We start from the raw sequence: 20,359 nt of genomic DNA on the forward strand, positions 1-20,359 counted from the left end.
GCGACCCTGCCGCCTCCGCCCGCCGCCCGGGCGTCCGGAGCGGTGGCCCGGGCGTCCGGAGCGGTGGCCGCCGGCCTTCCCCGCGAGCCGACATCCTCCCCAGGACGGTGTCGGGACCGTTACCGGCGGGCCGGTTCACCGTACGGCTCCCCGGGTAGTCGAACCCGACCATGGGAACAGCGACGGAAGTGCCGCAGACACGAAGCATGAGCGGTGAGGAGCTGTCGGCCGACCACGCCTGGGTCACCCTGCGCAGGTACGGCCGCTGGCACCTCGTGCGCGACTCCTTCGCCAGGTTCAGGTACGGCGAGGGCATGACGAACTCGCGGGCGCTGGCCTTCCAGGTCTGCCTGTCGATCATCCCCGGCGCCATCGCGCTGGTGGGCCTGAGCTCGGTGGTCAACCAGGAGCACCTCGGCCAGGTGCTGGAGCTCACCCTGAGCCGGATCGCACCCGGGGCCGGGGCGGACGCGGTCCGGGACGTGCTCGCCGACAGCCACCGGAAGGCCGGCCAGGCCGGGGGCACCCTGGCGCTGTGGCTCGGACTGGGCACCGCGCTGGTCTCGCTGACCAGCGCCATGGCCCAGGTGGAACGGGGCGCCAACCGCATCTACGGCGTGGAGCGCGACCGCCCGTTCTTCCGCAAGTACGGCAGGGCCCTGGTGATGGCGCTGACCGCGGGCGCCTTCATGACCGCGGGCTTCGTGGTGATGGTGGGCGGCGGCGCGATCGGCCGGGCGCTCGCCCAGGTCTACGACTGGAGCGAGGCCGGGCTGGGGGCGTTCACGCTGGTGCGCTGGCCGGTGGGGTTCCTGCTGGCGGTCATGTCGGCCTCGGTGCTGTTCCGCGCCGCGCCGCGGCGCAGGCAGCCGGGCCACACCTGGCTCGCGTTCGGCGCGCTGGTCTCGATCGTCCTGTGGACCGCCCTGACACTGCTGCTGGCGTTCTACGTCGAGGGCAGCGGCACCTTCGGCTCCACCTACGGCCCGCTCACCGCCGTCATGGCGCTGATGCTGTGGTCGTTCCTCAGCTCGATGGCGCTCTTCCTCGGGCTGGCCTTCGCCGCGCAGATGGAGGCGTGCCGGGCCGGGAACGCCCGGCCGACCGGGCCGGACCCCGGGCCCACGGCCGAGGAGGAACGCGAACCGCTGGTGGGCGCCGCCGGGACCGCCGTGGCGGACACCGTACGGCGGGCCACCGGGCTGCTGCGGGAGATCGTGGAGAGCGGGGCCCCGAAGAAGTCCGGGCGGCGCGCGTCCCGGGGATGAGACCCCCGGACGACCTCGGGCCGCACATGCCCCGGAGACGCCGGAGAACGGGACCCGGACCGCGCCTCCCGGGGATGGGTCCACGGCTCAGCCGGGTTCCGCCGCGTCGTCCCCGCGCAGGAGCGACCACACCGTCTGAGGGGTGAGCGGGGTGGTGGCGACCCCGGCGGCGATGCCGGGCACGGCCGCCGCCACCGCGTTGCCGATCGCCGCGGGCGGGCCGATCGTGCCGGCCTCCCCCGCGCCCTTCATGCCGCCCGGCGTGATCGGCGAGGGCGTCTGGGTCAGGACGACCTCGATGTCCGGCACCTCCCGCGTCGTCGGCGGGAAGTAGTCGGCGGCCGGCTGCCCGTCGGCGGAGTACACGACCTCCTCGGTCAGCGCCATGCCGATCCCCTGGGCGATCGCGCCGCGCAGCTGGCCCTCGACGATCGCCGGGTTGACCAGTGTCCCGGAGTCGCCGACCGCCCAGTACCCCTCGACCTCGATCTCGCCGGTCTCCACGTCGACGGCCACCGCCGCCGCGTGCGCCCCGTAGGCGTAGGTGTAGTCGGCCGGGTCGTGGGTGACGCGCTCCTCCAGCCCCGGCGGCACGCCCTCGGGCAGGTCCCAGCCGCGCCACGCCGACAGGGCGATCTCCCGCAGGGTCAGGCGCGAGGCCGGGTCGCCCTTCACCCGGACGGCCCCGTCGGCGATCTCCAGATCCTCGCCGGAGACCTCCAGCCGGTGGGCGGCGATGGCGACGATCCGGTCGCGCAGCAGCCGGGCGGCGCGGTTCAGGGCGCCGCCGCCGACCACCAGGGAGCGGCTGGCGATGGAGCCGATCGAGGAGTACGGCGTGGCCGCGGTGTCGCCGAGGACCACCTGGACCCGGTCCAGCGGCACGCCCACGCCGTCCGCGGCGAGCTGGGCGAGCGTCGTCTCGATGCCCTGCCCCATCCCTGCCACCCCGGCGTGCACGACGAGGGAGGCGTCGGGCTCCATCCGCACGATCGCGGTCTCGAACCCGCCCGCGGCCTGGCCCGCCGCCTTGAGCCCCATGGACGGCCCCATGCCGGTGGCCTCCACGTGGCAGGAGAACCCGACGCCGCGCCTGCGCCCGTCGCGCGGCGGCCCGACGCGCGCCAGCTCCCGCACCCGGCGCAGGGCGGCGGGGTAGTCGCCGCTGTCGTAGGTCTGCCAGGTGCGGGTGGCGGCGGGCAGATCGCCGGGGCCGATCATGTTGCGCAGCCGCAGCTCGACGGGGTCCTCGCCCAGCAGCCGGGCCGCCTCGTCCACCAGCCGCTCCCTGGTCCAGGTCGCCTCGGGCTGGCCGAAGCCCCGGTAGGAGCCGGTCGGCGTGGTGGTGGTGACGGCGGCCCGCACCCTCGCGCCGGCCCGCTCGAACCGGTAGGGGCCGGGCAGCATGATGGCGGTCACGGCGAGCGGGCTGATCCCGACGTTCGACGGGTGGGCTCCCAGGTCGCCGAGGATGTCGCAGTGCAGGGCGACGAACCGGCCGTCCGCGGTGAACGCGAGGCGTCCCAGGTGGACGGCGTCGCGGGCCGGCAGGGTGGCGGACAGGTGCTCGGCACGCGTCTCCGACCACCGCACCGGGCGGCCGAGCCGCAGGGCGGCCAGGCAGACGAGCGCCTCGTCGGGGTAGAGGTGCTCCTTGCCGCCGAACCCTCCCCCGACGTCGCAGCCGATCACCCGCACGGCGTTGAGGGGCAGTCCCAGGGCCTCGGCCGCGTGGTCGCGCACGTGGTGCGGGGCCTGCGTCGCGGCCCAGACCGTGAGCGTGCCGTCGGAGAAGCCGGCCACGATCCCGCGCGGCTCGACCGGGCTCGGCGCCGCCCGGCCCAGGCGGAACGTCATCTCCACGACGTGGTCGGCGGCGGCGATCGCCTCCTCGCAGTCGGGGTCGCCGACCTCGAAATCGGTCACCACGTTGGTGCCCCAGCCGGGGTACAGCAGCGGGGCGCCGTCACGGGCGGCGTTCTCCACGCCGACCACGGCGGGCAGTTCCTCGAAGGTGAGGCGGATCAGGTCGGCGGCGTCCCTGGCCGCCTCCGGGGTCCGCGCCACGACGGCGGCGAGCGGCTGCCCGGCGTAGCGGATCTCCTCGTCCAGTACCGGGTAGGAGGACTCGCGCTGCCCCGGAGCGACCGTCACGCACGGCAGTCGCGCGCCCGCCGCGTCGGCGGGGACGATGACGTCGAGCACCTCCGCGGCGGAGCGGGCGGCTCCGGTGTCGCACCCGGTGAGCCGCCCGTGCGCGACGGGGCTGCGCACGATCACCGCGTGGGCGGCGTCCGGCGGACCGACGCCGCCGACGTACCTTCCGCGCCCGATGAGCAGCCGCCCGTCCTCGCGGCGGGGGGCCCGCGCTCCGACGTAGGGATGACGATCGGTCATGGACCCGATTCTGCGCGCCGCCCGCCCCCTCGCCAAGCCCGTCCTGCCGTACGGCGGCGCGTTCACCCTTCGGCGGCGGGACGTCCGGCGGTCAGCCGGCGGGACTGTCGGTCTGGCGGCCCACCTGCGTGGCCAGCTTCTCCAGGCTCTCGTCGAGGGCGCGGTCGATCTCCCCGGCGGGCGGGGCGTGCTCCTCGTCGAAGAACGACAGGTGGATGGTCACCTCGCTCCCCCCGGCACCGCTGTCGGCGACCTGGAGCCAGCCGCTGTAGCTGGCGTCGTCGCGGGTGCCCCACTCCAGCCGGAGCTGCTCCGGGACGGCCCGGAACAGGCCCCGGGAGTCCTGCCCGGTGTCGTCCTCGTGGACCGTCACGGCCGGCGGCTCCTCAGCACGCACGTGCAGCTCGCGCGGCAGCCAGTCGTCGAGACGGTCCAGGTCGCTCACCTGGTCGAACACGATCTCCGAGGTCGCGGGCATGGTGCGGGAACGCTCGTACTCACTCATCGCAATCGTCACTCCCTGTCACGGAAACATCGAACGGCCCTTACCCGCCGGCGCCCCGTCCATCCCTCCGGACCGCCCGTCCACCCGTACCGCCCCTCCCCCGCGGTCTCCGTCCCCGGGATCTCCGGGCCGCGCCGCCCGTCCGGGGCACGGCGCGCGTGGACGCCGGATCCCCGGGGTGGCGATCGGGAGCGGATACCGCGATCATGGGCCTTTCTGACGGCGCAGACGGCGAGGTTGACGATGACGGCGGAGCAGGCACCCCCCGGAGTGAATCCGCAGATCCCGAACGCGGCCCGGATGTACGACTACTTCCTCGGAGGGAAGGACAACTTCCAGGCCGACCGGGAACTCGCCGAGCTTGTCCTCTCGGTGCTGCCCGAGACCAGGCAGGGCACCAGGGAGAACCGGCTGCTGATCGGCCGGGTCGTGGAGTACCTCGCCAAGCGGGGGATCACCCAGTTCCTCGACCTCGGCTCGGGGTTGCCGGCCCAGCAGAACGTGCACGAGGTGGCCCTGCGGTTCGCCCCGGACGCCCGGGTCGCCTACGTCGACAGCGACCCGGTGGTCTGCGCGCACGGCAACGCCCTGCTGGCCAAACACGACAATGTGATCATGGCGCGGGCGGACGCGACCGACCCGCGGAGCGTCCTCGCCGACCCGCGGATACGGAAGCTCATCGACTTCGACCGGCCGGTCGCGGTCCTGATGATGTTCTTCCTGCACCTGGTCCCCGAGGAGGCCGGCCCCCAGGGGTTCGTCGCGGCCTACCGCGACGCGCTGCCGTCCGGCGGCCACCTGGCGATCTCGCACGTCGCCGGGGACACCGCCCCTGAACGCACCGCCCAGGTCGCCGAGCTGTACCGGCGGTCGAACGCGGCGTTCGTCCCCCGGTCGCGCGAGGAGGTCGCCCGGTTCTTCGGTGACTTCGAACTGGTCCCGCCCGGCCTGGCCGACGGCGTCAACTCGGAGGGCGTGTGGCCGTTCGCCGATCCGGAGTCGCCGCCGTCGGCCTACGCCGACATGGCGGGCCTGGCGTACGTGGGCATCGGCCGCAAGCCCTGACGCGTCCGGAGCACCTCCTGGACGCTTTCCGAAAGCGGGGGCGCGGGACGTGTAACGGACGGCGCGGTCGCGGAACGGTACAGGTGCGGGCGGTACGGGCGGAGCCGGCGGGGCCTCGCCGGCTCCGTACCGGCCCCCGCGGCACCGGCGGGCGCCGTCCTCCGGCCGCGCCCGGCAGGTGTCGGCTCCGCCGGGGACGGGAATCCTCCTGTCCGGGTCGTTCGCTCTCTTCGGAAGAACGCCTCGGACGCCGGAGCGGGAGGAGAGGGTCGTGGAGTCCTTCGCGGACGGCGGGCTGCCTCCCGACGACGTGATGGTGGCGGCGCTGCGGGCCGGGGACGAGGCGATGTTCGCGGCGCTGCTGGACACCTGGTCACGCGGGATGCTGTGGCTGGCCCGCTCGCACGTGTCCACCAACGACTCGGCGCAGGAGGTCGTCCAGGACACCTGGCTGGCGGTCATCCGGGGCATCGACGCCTTCGAGGGCCGCTCGTCGGTCAAGACGTGGGTCTACCGGATCCTGGTCAACACGGCCAGGAAGCGCGGCGTCCGGGAGAACCGCGTGGTCCCGTGGAGCAGCGCGTTCGAGCACGAGAGCCCGACCGTCGAGCACGCGCGCTTCCAGGGCGCCGACGACCCCTTCCCCGGCTTCTGGAAGGAGGCCCCGGCCGCCTGGCCCACCCCCGAGGGCGAGGCCCTGGCCGCCGAGGTGCGCGGCCTGATCGGCAAGGCCCTGGCGGAGCTGCCTCCCCGGCAGCGGGTCGTGATCACCCTTCGCGACGTCGAGGGGTGCACCTCCGAGGAGGTGTGCGAGATCCTGGGGATCTCCCCCGCCAACCAGCGGGTCCTGTTGCACCGCGCCCGGGCGGCCGTGCGCGGGCGGCTGGAGGAGTATTTCGAGACGGCGGGACGGTCGGCGTAGTGAAAACGGTTCAGGTTCGAGACGGTGAGGCGGTCGGCGCTGTGAAGCGGTTCAGCTGCGACGAGGTGGTGGAACTCGTCACCGCCTACCTGGAGGGCGAGCTCGACGAGACCACTCGGAGCCTGTTCTCCGAGCACCTGTCCGGGTGCGAGGGCTGCACGCGCTACCTCGGCCAGATCCGCGCCACCGTGGGCGCCCTGGGCTCCCTCGGCGCCTCCGGTCCCGGCTCCGAGCCGCCCCGCGCGCCGTCCGACGGGCTTCCGGAGAGCACACGCGAGCGGCTGCTGGCGGCCTTCCGCGAGCACCGGCGCCCCTGACTCCCCGGACACCGGCGGATCCTCCGCGAGCGACGGCGCTCCTGACTCCGCGAACACCGGTGGATCCTCCGCGGGCGACGGCGTCTCTGAGATTTTCCGCGTTCCCGGTGTAACGTCCGCGCCCCTGCCGGGTCTGTAGTCCCGTACCCGTCAGGCGGGAGGGGCGGCCGATGAACGGTGTGGTGACCGGGGAGACCCCGATCCGGGACGCCGCGGAGGTGGAGGACTTCGCGCGCCGCTGCTTCGGCGCCGGCCCCGGCGACCGGCTGGGGATAGAGCTGGAGTTCCTGGTCTTCGACCTCCGGGACCCCGTACGCCAGGTCCCCCTGGACAGGGTCGCCGCCGCGTTGCCGCCGATGCCCGGCGGGAGCAGGGTGACGTTCGAGCCGGGCGGGCAGCTGGAGCTCTCCGGACCGGCTGGTCCGCTGCCGGAGGCCGTCGCCCGGGTGGCCGCGGACGTCGACGCGGCGCGCGGGGCGCTGCGGGAGGCCGGCCTGGCGCTGGCCGGGGCGGGTCTCGACCCGGTACGGCCCGCCCGGCGGCAGCTCCGCCTGCCCCGCTACGACGCGATGGCCGCGTTCTTCGGCTCGCCGTACGGGCCGCTGATGATGTGCTCGACGGCGTCGGTCCAGGTGAACGTGGACCTGGGCGAGCGGCCCGGGGAGCGCTGGGAGCGGGCACACCTGCTGGGGCCGGTCCTGACGGCGTCCTTCGCCAACTCGCCGCTGCTGGAGGGCGGGCCGTGCGGGTGGATGTCGGGCCGCCAGGTGGTGTGGGAGCGCCTCGACCCGACGCGGACGGCGCCCGTCCCCTGGCGGGGGGATCCGGTGGCGGCGTGGCGGGACTACCTCCTCGACGCCCGGGTCATGCTCGTCCGCGAGGAAGCCGGGGAAGGCCGGGAACGCGGGGACGGGGACGGGGACGGCGGACGGTGCCGCCCGGTCCACGACGGGTCGTCCCTGCGCGACTGGCTGGCCGCGGCCCCCGCCGTCCACGCCCGCCCGCCACTGGTCGCCCAGCCCCGTCCCGCGCCCGGGTCGCCGGGCCCGGCGCGTGACCTGCCCGCGCGCCCGCCCACCCTGGCGGACCTGGCCTACCACGCCACCACGGTCTTCCCCCCGGTCAGGCCGCGTGGCTGGCTGGAGATCCGCTACCTCGACGCGCAGCATCCGGCGTGGTGGCCGGTGTGCGCGGCGGTGACCCACGCGCTCGTGACGGACGACCGGGCGGCCGGCGCGGCGCTGGCCGCGGTGGAGCCGTACGCGGCGAGCTGGGCGCGGGCGGCGCGGCACGGCCTGGCGGACCCGGGGCTGCGCGCGGCGGCCGACGCCTGCTTCCGGGCCGCCCTCGGCGCGCTGCCCCGGCTGGGCGCGCCGCCCGCGCTGGTCCGCAGGACGGAGGCGTTCGCCGACCGGTACGTGACGCCCGGCAGGTCCCCGGCCGCCGACCTGCTCGACCTGTTCGGGGCGGCCGGTACGGCGGGCCGGGCGGTGGAGCCGGAGCGGCGCCTGGCGGCCTGGCTGGCCGGCGAGGAGGGGTAGGCGCGCGCAGGCATGACGGCCGGAGCCACGAGCACGCACGGGCGGCGCGGGCCGCCGTACGGGCGGCCACGCGGCACGGGCGGCGAGGAGGACGCGGAGTGACGAAGGGAATGAGCGGGTTGAGCGAGATGATCGTCGACGGGACCGACGCGGACCGCCTCAAGGAGCGGATCGCCGCCGAGCTGATCGCGGTACGGGGCCGGTCGCTGGCCTACACCGACGCCGAGGACGACCTCCTGGTGCGGCAGCACTCGCCGCTGATGTCGCCGCTGGTGTGGGACCTGGCGCACGTCGGCAACTACGAGGAGCTGTGGGTGCTGCGCGAGGCCGGCGGGATCACCCCGCTGCGGCCGGAGATCGACGACCTGTACGACGCGTTCAGGCATCCGCGCCGGGACCGGCCGTCCCTGCCGATCCTGGGGCCGGCCGAGGCGCGCCGCTACATCGAGGGCGTGCGCGGCCGGGTGCTGGACGTCCTGGACGGCTTCGACCCGCACGACCCCGATCCGCTGCGCCGCGACGGCTTCGTCTTCGGCCTGGTCATCCAGCACGAGCACCAGCACGACGAGACGATGCTCGCCACCCTCCAGCTCTCCGGCGAGCCGGGCCTGGTGCGCGACGCCGAGCTGCCGCCCGGCCGCCCGGGCGGGCCGGAGGAGGTGTTCGTGCCCGCGGGCCCCTTCCTGATGGGCACCTCCACGCTGCCGTGGGCCTACGACAACGAGCGGCCCGCCCACCCGGTGGACCTGCCCGCCTACTGGATCGACCGGTTCCCCGTCGGCAACGCCGCCTACGCCGCGTTCGTCGAGGACGGCGGCTACGACGACCCGCGGTGGTGGAGCGAGGAGGGCGTGCGCTGGCTGCGGGAGAGCCGGGCCCGCGCGCCGCTGTTCTGGGTCCGGGACGGCGACGCCTGGTGGCGTACCCGCTTCGGCCGGACCGAGCCGGTCCCCATGGACGAGCCGGTGCAGCACGTGTGCTGGTACGAGGCCGAGGCGTACGCCCGGTGGGCCGGCAGGAGGCTGCCCACCGAGGCCGAGTGGGAGAAGGCGTGCGGGTGGGATCCGGCGGCCGGGCGGGCGCGGACCTACCCGTGGGGCGACGACGATCCGGGACCCGGCCGGGCGAACCTGGGGCACCGGGCGGCGCGGCCGGCGCCGCTGGGGGCCTACCCCGCGGGTGCGAGCGCGTACGGCGCCGAGCAGATGGTCGGGGACGTGTGGGAGTGGACCGCCTCGCACTTCCTGCCCTACCCGGGTTTCCGCAGCTTCCCCTACCGGGAGTACAGCGAGGTCTTCTTCGGTCCCGGCCACCGGGTGCTGCGCGGCGGCTCCTGGGCGGCCGACCCGGCGGCGGTCCGCACCACGTTCCGCAACTGGGACCTGCCGATCCGGCGGCAGATCTTCTCCGGGTTCCGCTGCGCCCGGTCGGCGTCCCCCGAGGAGTCCTGACATGCCTGCGCGAGTCCCCGGAGGGACCTCACCGCGGAGACGTTCCGGCATGCCTGCGCGAGTTCCCGGAGGGTTCCTACCGCGAAGGAGTCCCGATATATCGGATATTTCGGCATACGTTCGCAGAGAGGGCCCGACCCGCCGGCCCGCGGCCCTGGAGGACGCCTGATGTGCCGGCACGCGGCCTGGCTGGGCGCCCCCCGGTCTCTGGCCTCGCTGATCCACGAGCCGGAGCACGGGCTGCTCCGGCAGTCCTACGCGCCCCGCATGCAGCGCCACGGCCGGGTCAACGCCGACGGCTTCGGCATGGGCTGGTACGACGCGTCCCTTCCCGAACCGGTCCGCTACCGCCGCGCCGTCCCGATGTGGACCGACGCCAACCTGCCCGCTCTGGCCCGGGCCGCCCGTTCGGGGTGCCTGCTGGCCGCGGTGCGCACGGCCACCGTGGGCATGCCGATCGAGGAGACCGCGACCGCGCCCTTCACCGACGGCCGGTGGCTGCTCAGCCACAACGGCCGCGTCGCCCGGGACGCCCTGCGGGACCTGGCCGACGACGCGCCGAGCTCCTGCGACTCCGCCTGGGTGGCCGCGGCGGTGTTCACCCGGGGGCGGGAGGGCCGGCCGCTCGGCGAGTCCCTCGCGGAGGTCGTCGTCCACGCCGGGGCCAAGGACCCCGGGGCCCGCCTGAACCTGCTGGCCTGCGACGGCGCCGTACTCGCCGCGACCACCTGGGGGGACACGCTCTTCCTGCGCACGGATCCGCCCGCCCCGGACCTCCCCGCCCCGGACTCGCCGCGGGCCCCCTCTCCCCCGGGCTCCCCGCACGCCGGAGGGGGCGTGCTCGTGGCGAGCGAGCCGCTGGACGACCGCCCCGGCTGGCGGGCCGTACCGGACCGGCACCTTCTCCTCGTCTCCGCCGGCGGCGTGGAACTCCAGCCGCTGTGACCGGCGTCCGGTACGGCCGGCACACCGGTCGGCCGCCGTAGCCGCGTCCCGGAAACCCGAAGCCCGGAACCCGAAGCCCGGAACCCGGAACCCGGAGCCCGGAACCCGGAGCCCGACGACCGCCACCCCGTCCACCGAACCAGGGAGGTTCCCGTGACAGTCACCCGGCACGCCGTGGAGCTGATCGACCATCTCGACCGCGGCTACCTGCGCCAGTCCCTCGAGCACGACGTCCGCACCGGCCTGACGGCCTCGGCCAAGTGGCTGCCGCCCAAGTGGTTCTACGACGCGGCGGGCAGCGAGCTGTTCTCGCGCATCACCCGGCTGCCGGAGTACTACCCCACGCGCCGGGAGCTGGCCATCCTGCGTGGGCACGCCGACGAGATCGCCCGGCTGAGCGAGGCCGACACGCTGGTCGAGCTGGGCTCGGGCACCAGCGAGAAGACGGTCCTGCTGCTGGACGCCATGGAGCGGGCGGGCGCGCTGCGCGCCTACACGCCGGTGGACGTGGACGCCGTCACGCTGGGCGACGCCGCGAGCCGGCTCGCCACCCGCTACCCGGGGGTGACGGTGCGGCCGGTGCGCGCCGACTTCGAGCGGCACCTGGCACTGCTGCCCAGGGCCGGGCGGCGGATGACGGCCTTCCTCGGCGGCACGATCGGCAACCTCGACCCGGTGGCGCGTGAGGCGTTCCTCACCGGGCTGCGCGCCACGCTGGCGCCGGGCGACACCCTGCTGCTCGGGGCGGACCTGGTCAAGGACACCGGAAGGCTGGTGCGCGCCTACGACGACGCGGCCGGGGTGACGGCCGCCTTCAACCGCAACGTGCTGCACGTGCTCAACCGGGAGCTGGGGGCGGACTTCGACCCGGAGGCGTTCGCCCACGTCGCCCTCTACGACGAGCGCAACGACTGGATCGAGATGCGGCTGCGCGCGACCCGGGACATGCTGGTGCGGGTCGGCGACCTCGGCCTGTCGGTCCCCTTCACCGCGGGTGAGGAGACCCGCACCGAGATCAGCGCCAAGTTCCGCCCGGACGGCCTGCGCCGGGAGCTGTCCCGGGCCGGGTTCACGGTGACCCGCTTCCTGACCGACCCGGACGGGGACTTCGCCCTGGTGCTGGCCGGGGTCTGAGCCTCACGGCCGTACCGTCCCAGGCCGCGCGGCCGTACCGGCCTGAACCTCACGACCGTACCGGCCCGAGCCTCACGGCCGTACCGGCCCGAGGCCGCGCGGCCGTACCGGCCGGGGCGGGTCTCGGCCGTCCCCCCGGAGCGGGGAGGCGGCTGGACACATCACCGCCCCGGCGTCCCCCGCCGGGCGAAACGTCCAGGGTGGGTTGCGTGAGCCCGGCGGAGCGGCACGATGCTGAGACGTGAACGACAGCGATCTCCTCAATCTCGACGGCCGCAGGTTCGTCATGGTCAGCTCGACGGCGAGCGAGGTGGACCCGGCCGGGCCCACCGAGTTCTCCTACCGGGAGTCCGGTGGGGTCATCTGGGGCGACTACACCGGTGACACGGTGGTCCACGGGCGGTTCGTCGGCACCCGGGACGGCGACCGGATCGAAATCTCCTACGCCCACCTGCTCAAGAGCGGGGAACGCGCCGGCGGGCGCAGCGGCAGCCGCATCGAGCCCCGCGAGGGCGGCCGCCTGCGACTGGTGGAGGAGTTCACGTTCGCCGGGGAGGACACGGTGCACGTGAGCGTGTGCGACGAGGTCGTCTGACCGGTCAGCCGTCCTGCTGGAGCCGGCCGCGGCCCTCGGCCGCGCCCACGAAGCGCATCTTGCCCAGCGGAACCTCGCTTCCCGGGCCCGCGGCGCTCCCTGAGCCCGCGGAGACCCCGGAGCCCGCGGCGCCCGCGGGCCCGGCCGGCTCCGGGGCCGCGCGGCGGGGGGCGGCCCGCCCACCCGCCCGGTCCCCCGGCAGCACATAGGGCCGCCTGATCACCTCGTCCAGGATGAAGACCGTCTCGGTCGCCTTGACCGCCGGGATGCCCGCCAGCCGTTCGGTCACCATGGCGTGCACGGCGGCGACGTCGGCCATCCGCACCTGGATCATGGCGTCGTGCTGGCCGGTGGTGATCGCGCAGTACTCCACCTCGGGCATCGCCGCGAGCTCGGCGCGGAACTGGCGCCACATCTGCTGCCGGACGGTCACGAAGATCAGCGCGGTGATGCCCAGCCCCGTGCGGACGTGGTCGATCTCGGCGGTGAACCGCCTGATCGCGCCGTCGGCGCGCAGCGCCTCGAACCGGGTGTAGGCGTTCGCCCGCGAGATGCCGACGCGCTCGGCGAGGGCCGCGACGGAGATCCTGCCGTTCTCCCGCAGCACCTCGAGGATCTTCAGGTGCGTGGCGTCGAGTTCCAGGCCGATGCCGATCCGTCCAGGCTGGGCGCCTCCGCGAGCCGGATTGCTTGATGTTTCGGTCATGCCCATACCTCTCGACCGAGATTCGTCTCGGCTTTCCGCCTCGTGCTGGACTTTCTGCCGGACAATACTGGACGATCGGCGACTAAACGTCCATATGGACCAATTTCGGAGGACATAAAATGGCGACCCGTTCTCGGCGCCCGGGGGCGAAGGCGGCCCTGCTGCCGGTGCTGCTCACCGGCGCCCTCGCCCTCGCCGCCTGCTCAGGCGGCGGCTCGTCTCCGGCCCCCGCGTCGGGAGGCGGCGGAGGCGCCGGTTCCAGGACGCTGGTGATCGACACCTCCTTCGACCTGAAGACGGCCGACCCCGGGCGCACCTACGAGCCCACCGGCCTGATCGTCGGCAAGGCGGCCTACGAGACCCTGCTCACCTTCGAGGGCTCCGACGTCACCAAGCCGGTGCCGGCCCTCGCGGAGTCGTTCGAACTGTCCGACGACGGCAAGACGCTCACCCTGAAGCTCCGCAAGGACGCCACGTTCGCCGACGGGTCCCCGGTGACCGCCGACGACGTCGTCTTCTCCCTGAACCGGGTGCGCGACATGAAGGGCACCCCGTCCTTCCTGCTCGACGGCGTCGAGGTCGCCAAGACCGACGACACGACGATCACCCTGACCTCGGAGAAGGCCAACCCGGCACTGCCGTACATCCTGCCCAACCCCGCGCTGGGCATCCTCAACTCCAAGGTCGCCAAGGAGCACGGCGCCACCGCCGACCCGGGCGACAAGGCCGAGCAGTACCTCAACTCCGCGTCGGCGGGCTCCGGGCCGTACACCATCGAGTCGTTCAACGTCAGCAGCCAGGTGGTGCTGCGGGCCAACGCGAAGTACTGGGGCCAGGCCAAGCCGGTCTACGACAAGGTCGTGATCCGCAACGTCGAGGCGGCGACCCAGAAGCTCAACATCTCCCGCGGCGACAGCCAGGTGGCGCTGAACCTCTCCGGCGACCAGGTCGCCGGAATCACCGGCGACCTGCAGGTCACGAGGACGGCGTCGGCCAACGTCATCTTCCTGCTGGCCAACCGGGACCCCGCGGTCAGCAAGGTCACCTCCGACCCCAAGTTCGCCGAGGCCGTCCGCAAGGGCGTCGACTACGCGGGCCTGCTGGAGCTGGCCGGCGAGGGCTCGGTGCAGGCGCCCGGCGTCATCCCGTCGATGCTGCTCGGCGCGCTCCCGCCGGAGGCCGCCGCCGGCCGCGACGTCGAGGGCGCCAAGGCCGCCCTGAAGGAGAGCGGCCTGGTGAACCCGACGGTCAAGCTGGAGTACCCCAGCGAGCTGACCGTCAACGGCCTGTCCTTCCAGCCCTTCGCGGAGCGGATCCAGGCCAACCTCAAGGAGGTCGGCATCACGGTGGACCTGGCCCCCGCGCCGGTCACCACCGCCCTGGACAACTACCGCAACGGCAAGGAGGAGCTGGGCCTGTGGTACTGGGGCCCCGACTACCCCGACCCCAGCGACTACCTGTCGTTCCTGCCCGGCAAGCTGGTGGGCCTGCGGGCCGGATGGAAGGCGGGCGCCGACAAGGAGCTGGAGGCGGCGGGCGAGAAGGCCGCCGCCGCGACCGGCGACGACGCGCGCAAGCAGGCGTACTCCGACGTCCAGACGAAGCTGAACGCCTCCGGCCCGTTCATCCCGCTCATCCAGCCGGGCCAGAACATCGTGACGGCCGCCTCCGTCACCGGCCTGAAGTTCAACCCGGTGTGGACCGTCGACGTCGCCGGTCTCGGCGTCAAGTAGGGACCGTCAGTGCCGATCAAGCGTCCACCGGCGGCGGGCGACCGTCCGAGGGCGGCCCGGCGGGAGCCGGGCCGCCGCGGCGCCCGTAGCCCACTGGTCCGTTTCCTGGTCCGCAGGGTGCTCACCGCGCTGCTGCTGGCGGTGGGCATCACTCTGGTCACCTTCGTGCTGACCAACCTGGTCCCCGGCGACCCCGTCGCGGCCAACCTCGGTCAGCGCGCCCTGGGCGACCCGGCGATCGTCGCCCAGTGGCGGGCCGAGCACGGGCTGGACAAGCCTCTCCCCGAGCAGTATCTGCTGCATCTCCAGGGGGTCGTCCAGGGCGATCTCGGGACGAGCCAGCAGAGCCACCGTCCGGTCATGGACGACCTGGCCGAGTCGGTGCCGGCCACGCTGGAGCTGGCCGGCGCCGCGATCCTGGTCTCCATCGTCGTGGGCGTGGCGTTCGGCGTCGTCGCGGCGCTGCGCCGCGACCGGTTCTCCGACCACCTGCTGCGCGTCCTCAGCCTGTTCGGCATCTCGGTGCCCACGTTCTGGCTGGCGCTGACGGCGTTCTACGTCTTCTTCTACCGGCTGCGGATCGCACCGGGCAGCGGCCGCCTCGACCCGGGCCTGACCCCGCCGCCGCACGTCACCGGCCTCTACACCCTCGACGCCGCTCTCGCGGGCCAGTGGGACGTGTTCTCCTCGGCCGTCGGTCACCTCGCCACCCCGGCGCTGGTGCTCGCCCTGTACACGATCGGCCTGCTGACCCGGTTCACCCGGTCGGCCGTGCTGGAGGTGCTGGGCCAGGACCACGTGCGCGCCGGGCGGGCCAAGGGCCTGCCGCCGCGGGTGATCCTGTTCCGCTACGTGCTGCGCCCGGCGCTGGTGCCGGTCATCACGGTCGCGGGCCTCGCCTTCGGCAGCCTGCTGTCAGGCACCGTCCTGGTCGAGGCGATCTTCGCCTGGCCGGGCGTGGGGCAGTACGCCTACAAGAGCGCGACCACCCTGGACCTGCCCGCCGTGATGGGCGTCGGCCTGGTCGTGGGCGGGGTCTACCTCGTCATCAACCTGATCGTCGACGTCCTGTACGGCGTCATCGACCCCCGAGTGAGACTGTCGTGACCCCTTCCCTCCCCGACGCCGTCCCCAGCGCCGTCCCCACCGCCGTCCCCGGCGTCGCCCTCGACGGCCGGGGCGCCCCGCGGAGGCCGCGGTGAAGCTCCCCCGCGCGTGGCGGCAGCCGCTGGCGATCACCGGCGGGATCGTCGCGCTCGCCTGGTTCGTGATCGCGCTGTCCGCTCCGCTGCTGGCCCCGCACGACCCGCTCGCCCAGGAGCTGCCACGGCTGGCGCCGCCGGGCCCCGGCCACTGGTTCGGCACCGACCAGCTCGGCCGCGACATCCTCAGCAGGGTCATGTACGGCGCGCGGCTGTCGATCCCCCTGACGCTGCTGCTGGTCGTGATGTCGGTGCTGGTGGGCGGCCTCCTAGGCGCCATTTCCGGATATTTCGGCAAATGGGTGGATGAGACGATCATGCGGCTCGCCGACCTCGTCTTCGCCTTCCCCACCGTCATCCTGGCCATGGTCGTCGCCGCCGCACTCGGCGCGAGCCTCACCAACGCCGTGCTGGCCGTCCTCGTCGTCGCCTGGCCCGCCTACGCCCGCGTCACCCGCGGCCTGGTGCTGGGCGTACGGCAACGCGAGTTCGTGCTGAGCGGGCGGCTGCTGGGATTCTCCGCCTGGCGCTCCCTGCGCGTGGACGTGCTGCCGAACGTCACCGGGCCGATCCTGGTGCTGGCGACCCTGGACATCGGCACCGCGCTGCTCCTGCTGTCCGGCCTGTCCTTCCTCGGGCTCGGAGCGAAGCCGCCGTCCCCCGAGTGGGGCGCCATGGTCGCCTCCGGCGTGGAGGTCTTCGACAGCTGGTGGGTGGCGGCCTTCCCCGGCCTGGCCATCCTGACCGTGGTGCTCGCCTTCAACTTCCTGGGCGACACGCTGCGCGACGCCCTCGACCCGCGGACCGCCCGGGCCATCAAGGAGCGTGCGCTGTGACCCTCGCGATCTCCGACCTGAAGGTGACCCTCGGCGGCAGGGAGATCCTGCGCGGCGTCGACCTCGAACTGCGCGCCGGCCGGGTGCACGGGCTGGCCGGCGAGAGCGGCTCGGGCAAGACGATGACGGGACTGGCCGTCCTCGGCCTGCTCCCGCACGGGGCCCGGGTGAGCGGCCGGATCGCCCTGGGCGGGCGCGACCTGCTCGCCATGACCCCCCGGCAGCTCAACGCGGTGCGCGGCGGCGAGGTCGCCATGGTCTTCCAGGACCCGGCGACCAGCCTGCACCCGATGCTCACGATCGGCCGCCAGCTCACCGAGCACATGCGCCACCACCTGCGCCTGGATCGGCGGCAGGCGCGGGCCAGGGCCGCCGAACTGCTGCGCCAGGTGCGCATCCCGGGCGTGGAGGAGGCCCTCGGCCGTTACCCGCACCAGTTCTCCGGGGGCATGCGCCAGCGCATCGCGATCGCGGTCGCGCTGGCCTGCTCGCCGAAGGTGCTCATCGCCGACGAGCCGACGACCGCGCTCGACGTGACCGTCCAGGCCGGGATCCTGCGGCTGCTGCGCGGCCTGTGCGACGACCTGGACCTGGCCGTGCTGCTCGTCACCCACGACCTCGGCGTGATGTCCGCGGTCGCCGACGAGGTGAGCGTGATGCGGGACGGCGTGGTCGTGGAGACCGGCCCGCGCGCGCAGGTGCTGCGCGACCCGGCCCACCCCTACACCCGCGCCCTGCTGGACTCGCTACCCGGGGAGACCTCATGACGCTGCTGAGCGTGAACGACCTCGTCGTCGAGCACCGCACCCCCGGCCGCCCCGTGGTGCGCGCCGTGGCCGGGGCCGGCCTGACCGTCGAGGCGGGCGAGGTCGTCGGCCTCGTCGGGGAGTCGGGATGCGGCAAGTCGACGCTGGCCCGCGCGGTGTGCGGGCTGGCCCCGGTGACCGAGGGGACGATCTCCTTCGACGGCCGTACGGTGACCCCGCTGGGCCTGCGCCGCAGGGACCGGTCGCTGACCGGGATCCAGATGGTCTTCCAGGACCCCTACTCCTCGCTGAACCCGCGGCGGCGGGTGGGCGCGCAGATCGCCGACGGACTGCGGGCGGCGGGCGACACCGCGACCACGCCCACCGACATGCTGGAGCGGGTGGGGCTGCCCGGCGACGTCGCCGGCCGTCACCCGCACGAGTTCTCCGGCGGGCAGCGGCAGCGGATCGCGATCGCCCGGGCGCTCGCCGCCCGGCCGTCGCTGCTGATCGGCGACGAGCCCATCTCGGCGCTCGACGCCTCCGCCCAGGCGCAGGTGGCCACGCTCATGCGGGACCTCGCGGTCTCCGCGGGCGCGGGGCTGCTGTTCATCAGCCACGACCTGTCGGTGGTGCGGCTGATCGCCGACCGGATCGCGGTGATGTACCTGGGGAAGATCGTGGAGGTGGGCCGGACCGCGGAGGTCTGGCGCGACCCCCGCCACCCCTACACCCGGGCGCTGCTGGGCGCGGTCCCGGCGCCCGACGGCGCGGGGGTGCTGCCCGCGGAGCTGCCCGGGGACGTGCCGGACCCGGCCGACCCGCCGTCCGGCTGCCGGTTCCATCCGCGCTGCCCGGTCGCGATGGACGTCTGCCGGGAACGCGAACCGGCGTTCGGCCCGGTCGCCTGCTGGCTGCACGAACCCCGATGATCGATGAGGTGCGCCGCCGGATGGCCGAGGAGGGGATCGACGCCCTGGTGCTGCGCTCCTCCCCCGACTTCCGCTATCTGGGCGGCCGGGACGACGGCCACGACGGGTACCTCGTCCTGACCGGCGAGGGCCCGCCCGCCGCCGCGGCCGGCCCGCGGGAGGCGGCGGCGCTCGTCCCGGCCGCCGCCCGCCGCATCGGGGTGGACCCCGAGATGCGGGCCCGGGAGCTGTTCTCGTTGCGGGTGGACGCCGAGCTGGTGCTGGCGTCGTCCGTACTCGCCCCCTTACGGCTCCGCCGGGGGCCGGCGGAGGTCGCGGCGACCGGGCGGGCCGCCGCGGCGGCGGACGCGGTGCTGCTCGCGGCCCGCGGGCTGGCGTGGTTCGGCGCCACCGAACGCGCGATGGCGCGGCGGCTGCGGGCCGCGCTGGCCGAGGCCGGATGTGAGGAGACGCTGTCGGTGCTCGTCGCCGCGGGCGAGCACACCGCGCTCCCCCGGCACGCGGCGTGCGACCGTGTGATCAATCCCGGTGACGCGCTGCTGGTGTCGGTGTGCGGCAGATGGGACGGCCACTGCGCGGAGGTGGCCCGCGTGTTCGCGGTGGCCGAGCCGCCGGAGGACTTCGAGGCGATGTACTCGGTCGTCCTGTCCGCGCAGCGGGCCGCCCTGGACGCGGTACGGCCCGGCGTGACGGCCGCGGAGGTCGGCCGGGCCGCCCGGGAGGTGATCGACGGCAGCGGCTACGGCGAGTACGCCGGGCGGCGGCCGGGGCGTGGTGTGGGCCGCAGCCACGAGGAGGGCCCGTGGCTGGTCCCCGGCGACGGGACGGTGCTCGAACCCGGCACGACGGTCTGCCTGGAACCGGCGATCTACCTGCCGGAGCTGTTCGGCGCACGGGTGGCCGACGTCGTCGTCTGCGCCCCGGAGGGCGGCCGGCGGCTCGGCTCGCTCCCCTGGGAGCTGTGCGTCCTCGAGCACTGAGGAGCACGGGGAAGGCGGTGCGGCCCGTGACGGGAGCCGGTGGCGTTCCCATGAGCACGGTCTCACGGTCTCTCCGGTGTCTCGGGGACGTCTTGCAGCAGGGCGGCCCCGAGATCGGTGATGGTGTGCAGGACCGCGCTGCCCACGCGGATGGTCGAGAGGAGTCCGGCGTCCCGCAGGACCTTCGTGTGCTGGCTCGCGGAGCCGAGGGAGACGCCGACCCGCCGCGCCAGGACGGTGGTCGTGACGGGGACGCGCACGCAGTCGAGGACCGCCGCCCTCGTGCGGCCGAGCAGCGGGCCGAGGGGGTCGGCCGTCTCCGGGCGGTCCGCGGAGGGGACCGGGTAGATCAGCACGGCGGGCCCGCCGGGCCGCCGCACCAGGGTGGCCCCGGGTGCGAAGTACGACGGGAGCAGGATCAGCCCGTGTCCCCCCAGCGAGACGTCGGCGTGGGTGACCGCCGGGACGCACAGCGTGGGCGGCCGCCAGGACCAGCCTGCGCCGAAGGACCTGAACAGGGCGGACACCCCGCCGCGTGACATCGCCTCCACACGGAGCGCGCGCTCGGCGGCGACGGTGGTCCGTATCCGCGGCCACAGCGATGTGAGGGAGGAGTCGAAGTAACCGCGCAGGTCCCGGACCAGGAGCCGTCGCGTCTCCGCGGCGCCGGCTTCGGGCTCCCGGCACCGGTTTCCCGCCCTGTGGGCGGGGGGCGGCGCCGCCGGGCCGGGAGCCGGCCGTGACGTCGGCGTCCGTCCGACCAGGTCGACCGCCGCGTCGAAGTCGGCGACGTCGGGATGGAGAAGGAGGTCGGGGACCGGGCCCTCGTCTCGCGGAACGAGGGTGAGGAGCACTCCGGCGCGGTCCGCCAGCCCGCCGGCCGTCTCCCGGCACCACCCGCTCAGCGCGGGCGGCGTATCGATCCTGCCGGCGTGTGCGGCGTGGAGCCGGTGCACGCTCATCGCGGTCTCCAGCAGCCCGTTCGGAGCCGGGGCGATGGAGATCTTCTGGAGATCGGCGTCGTCGAAGCACAAACGGATCATGTTCCGCATTCTCAGACGCGCACCTTCACACCATCTTTACA

General features: G+C 74.4%; 19 protein-coding genes. 15 read left to right on the top strand and 4 right to left on the bottom strand.

The window, feature by feature from the left end:
* The first annotated feature begins 206 nt into the window (after positions 1-206).
* The gene (locus tag AB0D67_RS21905; protein ID WP_362938524.1) at positions 207-1,268 is read left to right on the top strand and encodes a YihY/virulence factor BrkB family protein; all 1,062 of its coding nucleotides are present in this window, start codon (positions 207-209) and stop codon (positions 1,266-1,268) included.
* A gap of 87 nt (positions 1,269-1,355) precedes the next feature.
* On the opposite strand, the gene AB0D67_RS21910 is transcribed toward AB0D67_RS21905, so the two are convergent.
* Both AB0D67_RS21910 and AB0D67_RS21915 read right to left on the bottom strand, forming a co-directional pair.
* The gene (locus tag AB0D67_RS21910; RefSeq protein ID WP_362938527.1) at positions 1,356-3,665 is read right to left on the bottom strand and encodes a xanthine dehydrogenase family protein molybdopterin-binding subunit; all 2,310 of its coding nucleotides are present in this window, start codon (positions 3,663-3,665) and stop codon (positions 1,356-1,358) included.
* 91 nt (positions 3,666-3,756) lie between these two features.
* Positions 3,757-4,170 carry an SRPBCC family protein gene (locus AB0D67_RS21915; RefSeq protein WP_362938530.1) on the bottom strand — a complete coding sequence of 138 codons (414 nt, stop codon included), beginning with the start codon at positions 4,168-4,170 and terminating at the stop codon, positions 3,757-3,759.
* A gap of 243 nt (positions 4,171-4,413) precedes the next feature.
* On the opposite strand from AB0D67_RS21915, the gene AB0D67_RS21920 reads away from it, so the two are divergent.
* From AB0D67_RS21920 to AB0D67_RS21955, 8 genes are all read left to right on the top strand, one after another.
* Entirely contained in the window at positions 4,414-5,235 is an 822-nt protein-coding gene (locus AB0D67_RS21920; RefSeq protein ID WP_362938533.1) for an SAM-dependent methyltransferase, read from the top strand.
* A gap of 271 nt (positions 5,236-5,506) precedes the next feature.
* On the top strand, positions 5,507-6,157 hold the full coding sequence (locus tag AB0D67_RS21925; protein ID WP_362938536.1) for a sigma-70 family RNA polymerase sigma factor: 651 nt from the start codon (positions 5,507-5,509) through the stop codon (positions 6,155-6,157).
* 41 nt (positions 6,158-6,198) lie between these two features.
* On the top strand, positions 6,199-6,474 hold the full coding sequence (locus tag AB0D67_RS21930) for a zf-HC2 domain-containing protein (protein WP_362938539.1): 276 nt from the start codon (positions 6,199-6,201) through the stop codon (positions 6,472-6,474).
* A gap of 170 nt (positions 6,475-6,644) precedes the next feature.
* Complete coding sequence (locus AB0D67_RS21935; RefSeq protein ID WP_362938542.1) at positions 6,645-8,015, top strand: glutamate-cysteine ligase family protein; 1,371 nt, start codon at positions 6,645-6,647, stop codon at positions 8,013-8,015.
* A gap of 110 nt (positions 8,016-8,125) precedes the next feature.
* Positions 8,126-9,466 (top strand): ergothioneine biosynthesis protein EgtB, encoded by a 1,341-nt coding sequence (gene egtB, locus AB0D67_RS21940; protein WP_362938633.1) that lies wholly within the window; start codon positions 8,126-8,128, stop codon positions 9,464-9,466.
* 168 nt (positions 9,467-9,634) lie between these two features.
* Positions 9,635-10,411, top strand: coding sequence for an ergothioneine biosynthesis protein EgtC (gene egtC, locus AB0D67_RS21945; protein ID WP_362938545.1), 777 nt, complete (start codon positions 9,635-9,637; stop codon positions 10,409-10,411).
* A 153-nt stretch (positions 10,412-10,564) separates the two neighbouring features.
* On the top strand, positions 10,565-11,545 hold the full coding sequence (gene egtD / locus AB0D67_RS21950) for an L-histidine N(alpha)-methyltransferase (protein ID WP_362938549.1): 981 nt from the start codon (positions 10,565-10,567) through the stop codon (positions 11,543-11,545).
* Positions 11,546-11,786: 241 nt separating this feature from the next.
* Positions 11,787-12,140 carry a hypothetical protein gene (locus AB0D67_RS21955; protein ID WP_362938552.1) on the top strand — a complete coding sequence of 118 codons (354 nt, stop codon included), beginning with the start codon at positions 11,787-11,789 and terminating at the stop codon, positions 12,138-12,140.
* Between the two features lie 4 nt (positions 12,141-12,144).
* Here the strand turns inward: AB0D67_RS21955 and AB0D67_RS21960 are convergent, their stop codons facing one another.
* Complete coding sequence (locus AB0D67_RS21960) at positions 12,145-12,846, bottom strand: Lrp/AsnC family transcriptional regulator (protein ID WP_362938555.1); 702 nt, start codon at positions 12,844-12,846, stop codon at positions 12,145-12,147.
* 119 nt (positions 12,847-12,965) lie between these two features.
* Between AB0D67_RS21960 and AB0D67_RS21965 the strand changes: the two genes are divergently transcribed.
* The 6 genes from AB0D67_RS21965 (at position 12,966) to AB0D67_RS21990 (ending at position 19,275) form a co-directional block, all read left to right on the top strand.
* Complete coding sequence (locus tag AB0D67_RS21965; protein ID WP_362938558.1) at positions 12,966-14,579, top strand: ABC transporter substrate-binding protein; 1,614 nt, start codon at positions 12,966-12,968, stop codon at positions 14,577-14,579.
* A 9-nt stretch (positions 14,580-14,588) separates the two neighbouring features.
* A complete protein-coding gene (locus AB0D67_RS21970) occupies positions 14,589-15,686 on the top strand; it encodes an ABC transporter permease (protein ID WP_362938561.1) in 1,098 nt (365 codons plus the stop codon).
* Positions 15,687-15,777: 91 nt separating this feature from the next.
* Positions 15,778-16,617, top strand: a complete 840-nt coding sequence (locus tag AB0D67_RS21975; protein ID WP_362938564.1) for an ABC transporter permease — start codon at positions 15,778-15,780, stop codon at positions 16,615-16,617.
* On the top strand, positions 16,614-17,384 hold the full coding sequence (locus AB0D67_RS21980) for an ABC transporter ATP-binding protein (protein ID WP_362938568.1): 771 nt from the start codon (positions 16,614-16,616) through the stop codon (positions 17,382-17,384). Before AB0D67_RS21975 ends, AB0D67_RS21980 begins: the two co-directional genes overlap by 4 nt.
* The gene (locus AB0D67_RS21985; RefSeq protein ID WP_362938571.1) at positions 17,381-18,295 is read left to right on the top strand and encodes an ABC transporter ATP-binding protein; all 915 of its coding nucleotides are present in this window, start codon (positions 17,381-17,383) and stop codon (positions 18,293-18,295) included. The genes AB0D67_RS21980 and AB0D67_RS21985 overlap by 4 nt, the downstream gene beginning before the upstream one ends.
* Positions 18,292-19,275 carry a M24 family metallopeptidase gene (locus tag AB0D67_RS21990; protein ID WP_362938574.1) on the top strand — a complete coding sequence of 328 codons (984 nt, stop codon included), beginning with the start codon at positions 18,292-18,294 and terminating at the stop codon, positions 19,273-19,275. Before AB0D67_RS21985 ends, AB0D67_RS21990 begins: the two co-directional genes overlap by 4 nt.
* A gap of 62 nt (positions 19,276-19,337) precedes the next feature.
* Here AB0D67_RS21990 and AB0D67_RS21995 read toward each other — a convergent pair whose 3' ends face one another.
* The gene (locus AB0D67_RS21995) at positions 19,338-20,318 is read right to left on the bottom strand and encodes a helix-turn-helix domain-containing protein (RefSeq protein ID WP_362938577.1); all 981 of its coding nucleotides are present in this window, start codon (positions 20,316-20,318) and stop codon (positions 19,338-19,340) included.
* Between the last annotated feature and the right edge of the window lie 41 nt (positions 20,319-20,359).

The sequence above is a fragment of the Streptosporangium sp. NPDC048047 genome (genome assembly GCF_040653115.1).
Taxonomy (GTDB): domain Bacteria; phylum Actinomycetota; class Actinomycetes; order Streptosporangiales; family Streptosporangiaceae; genus Streptosporangium.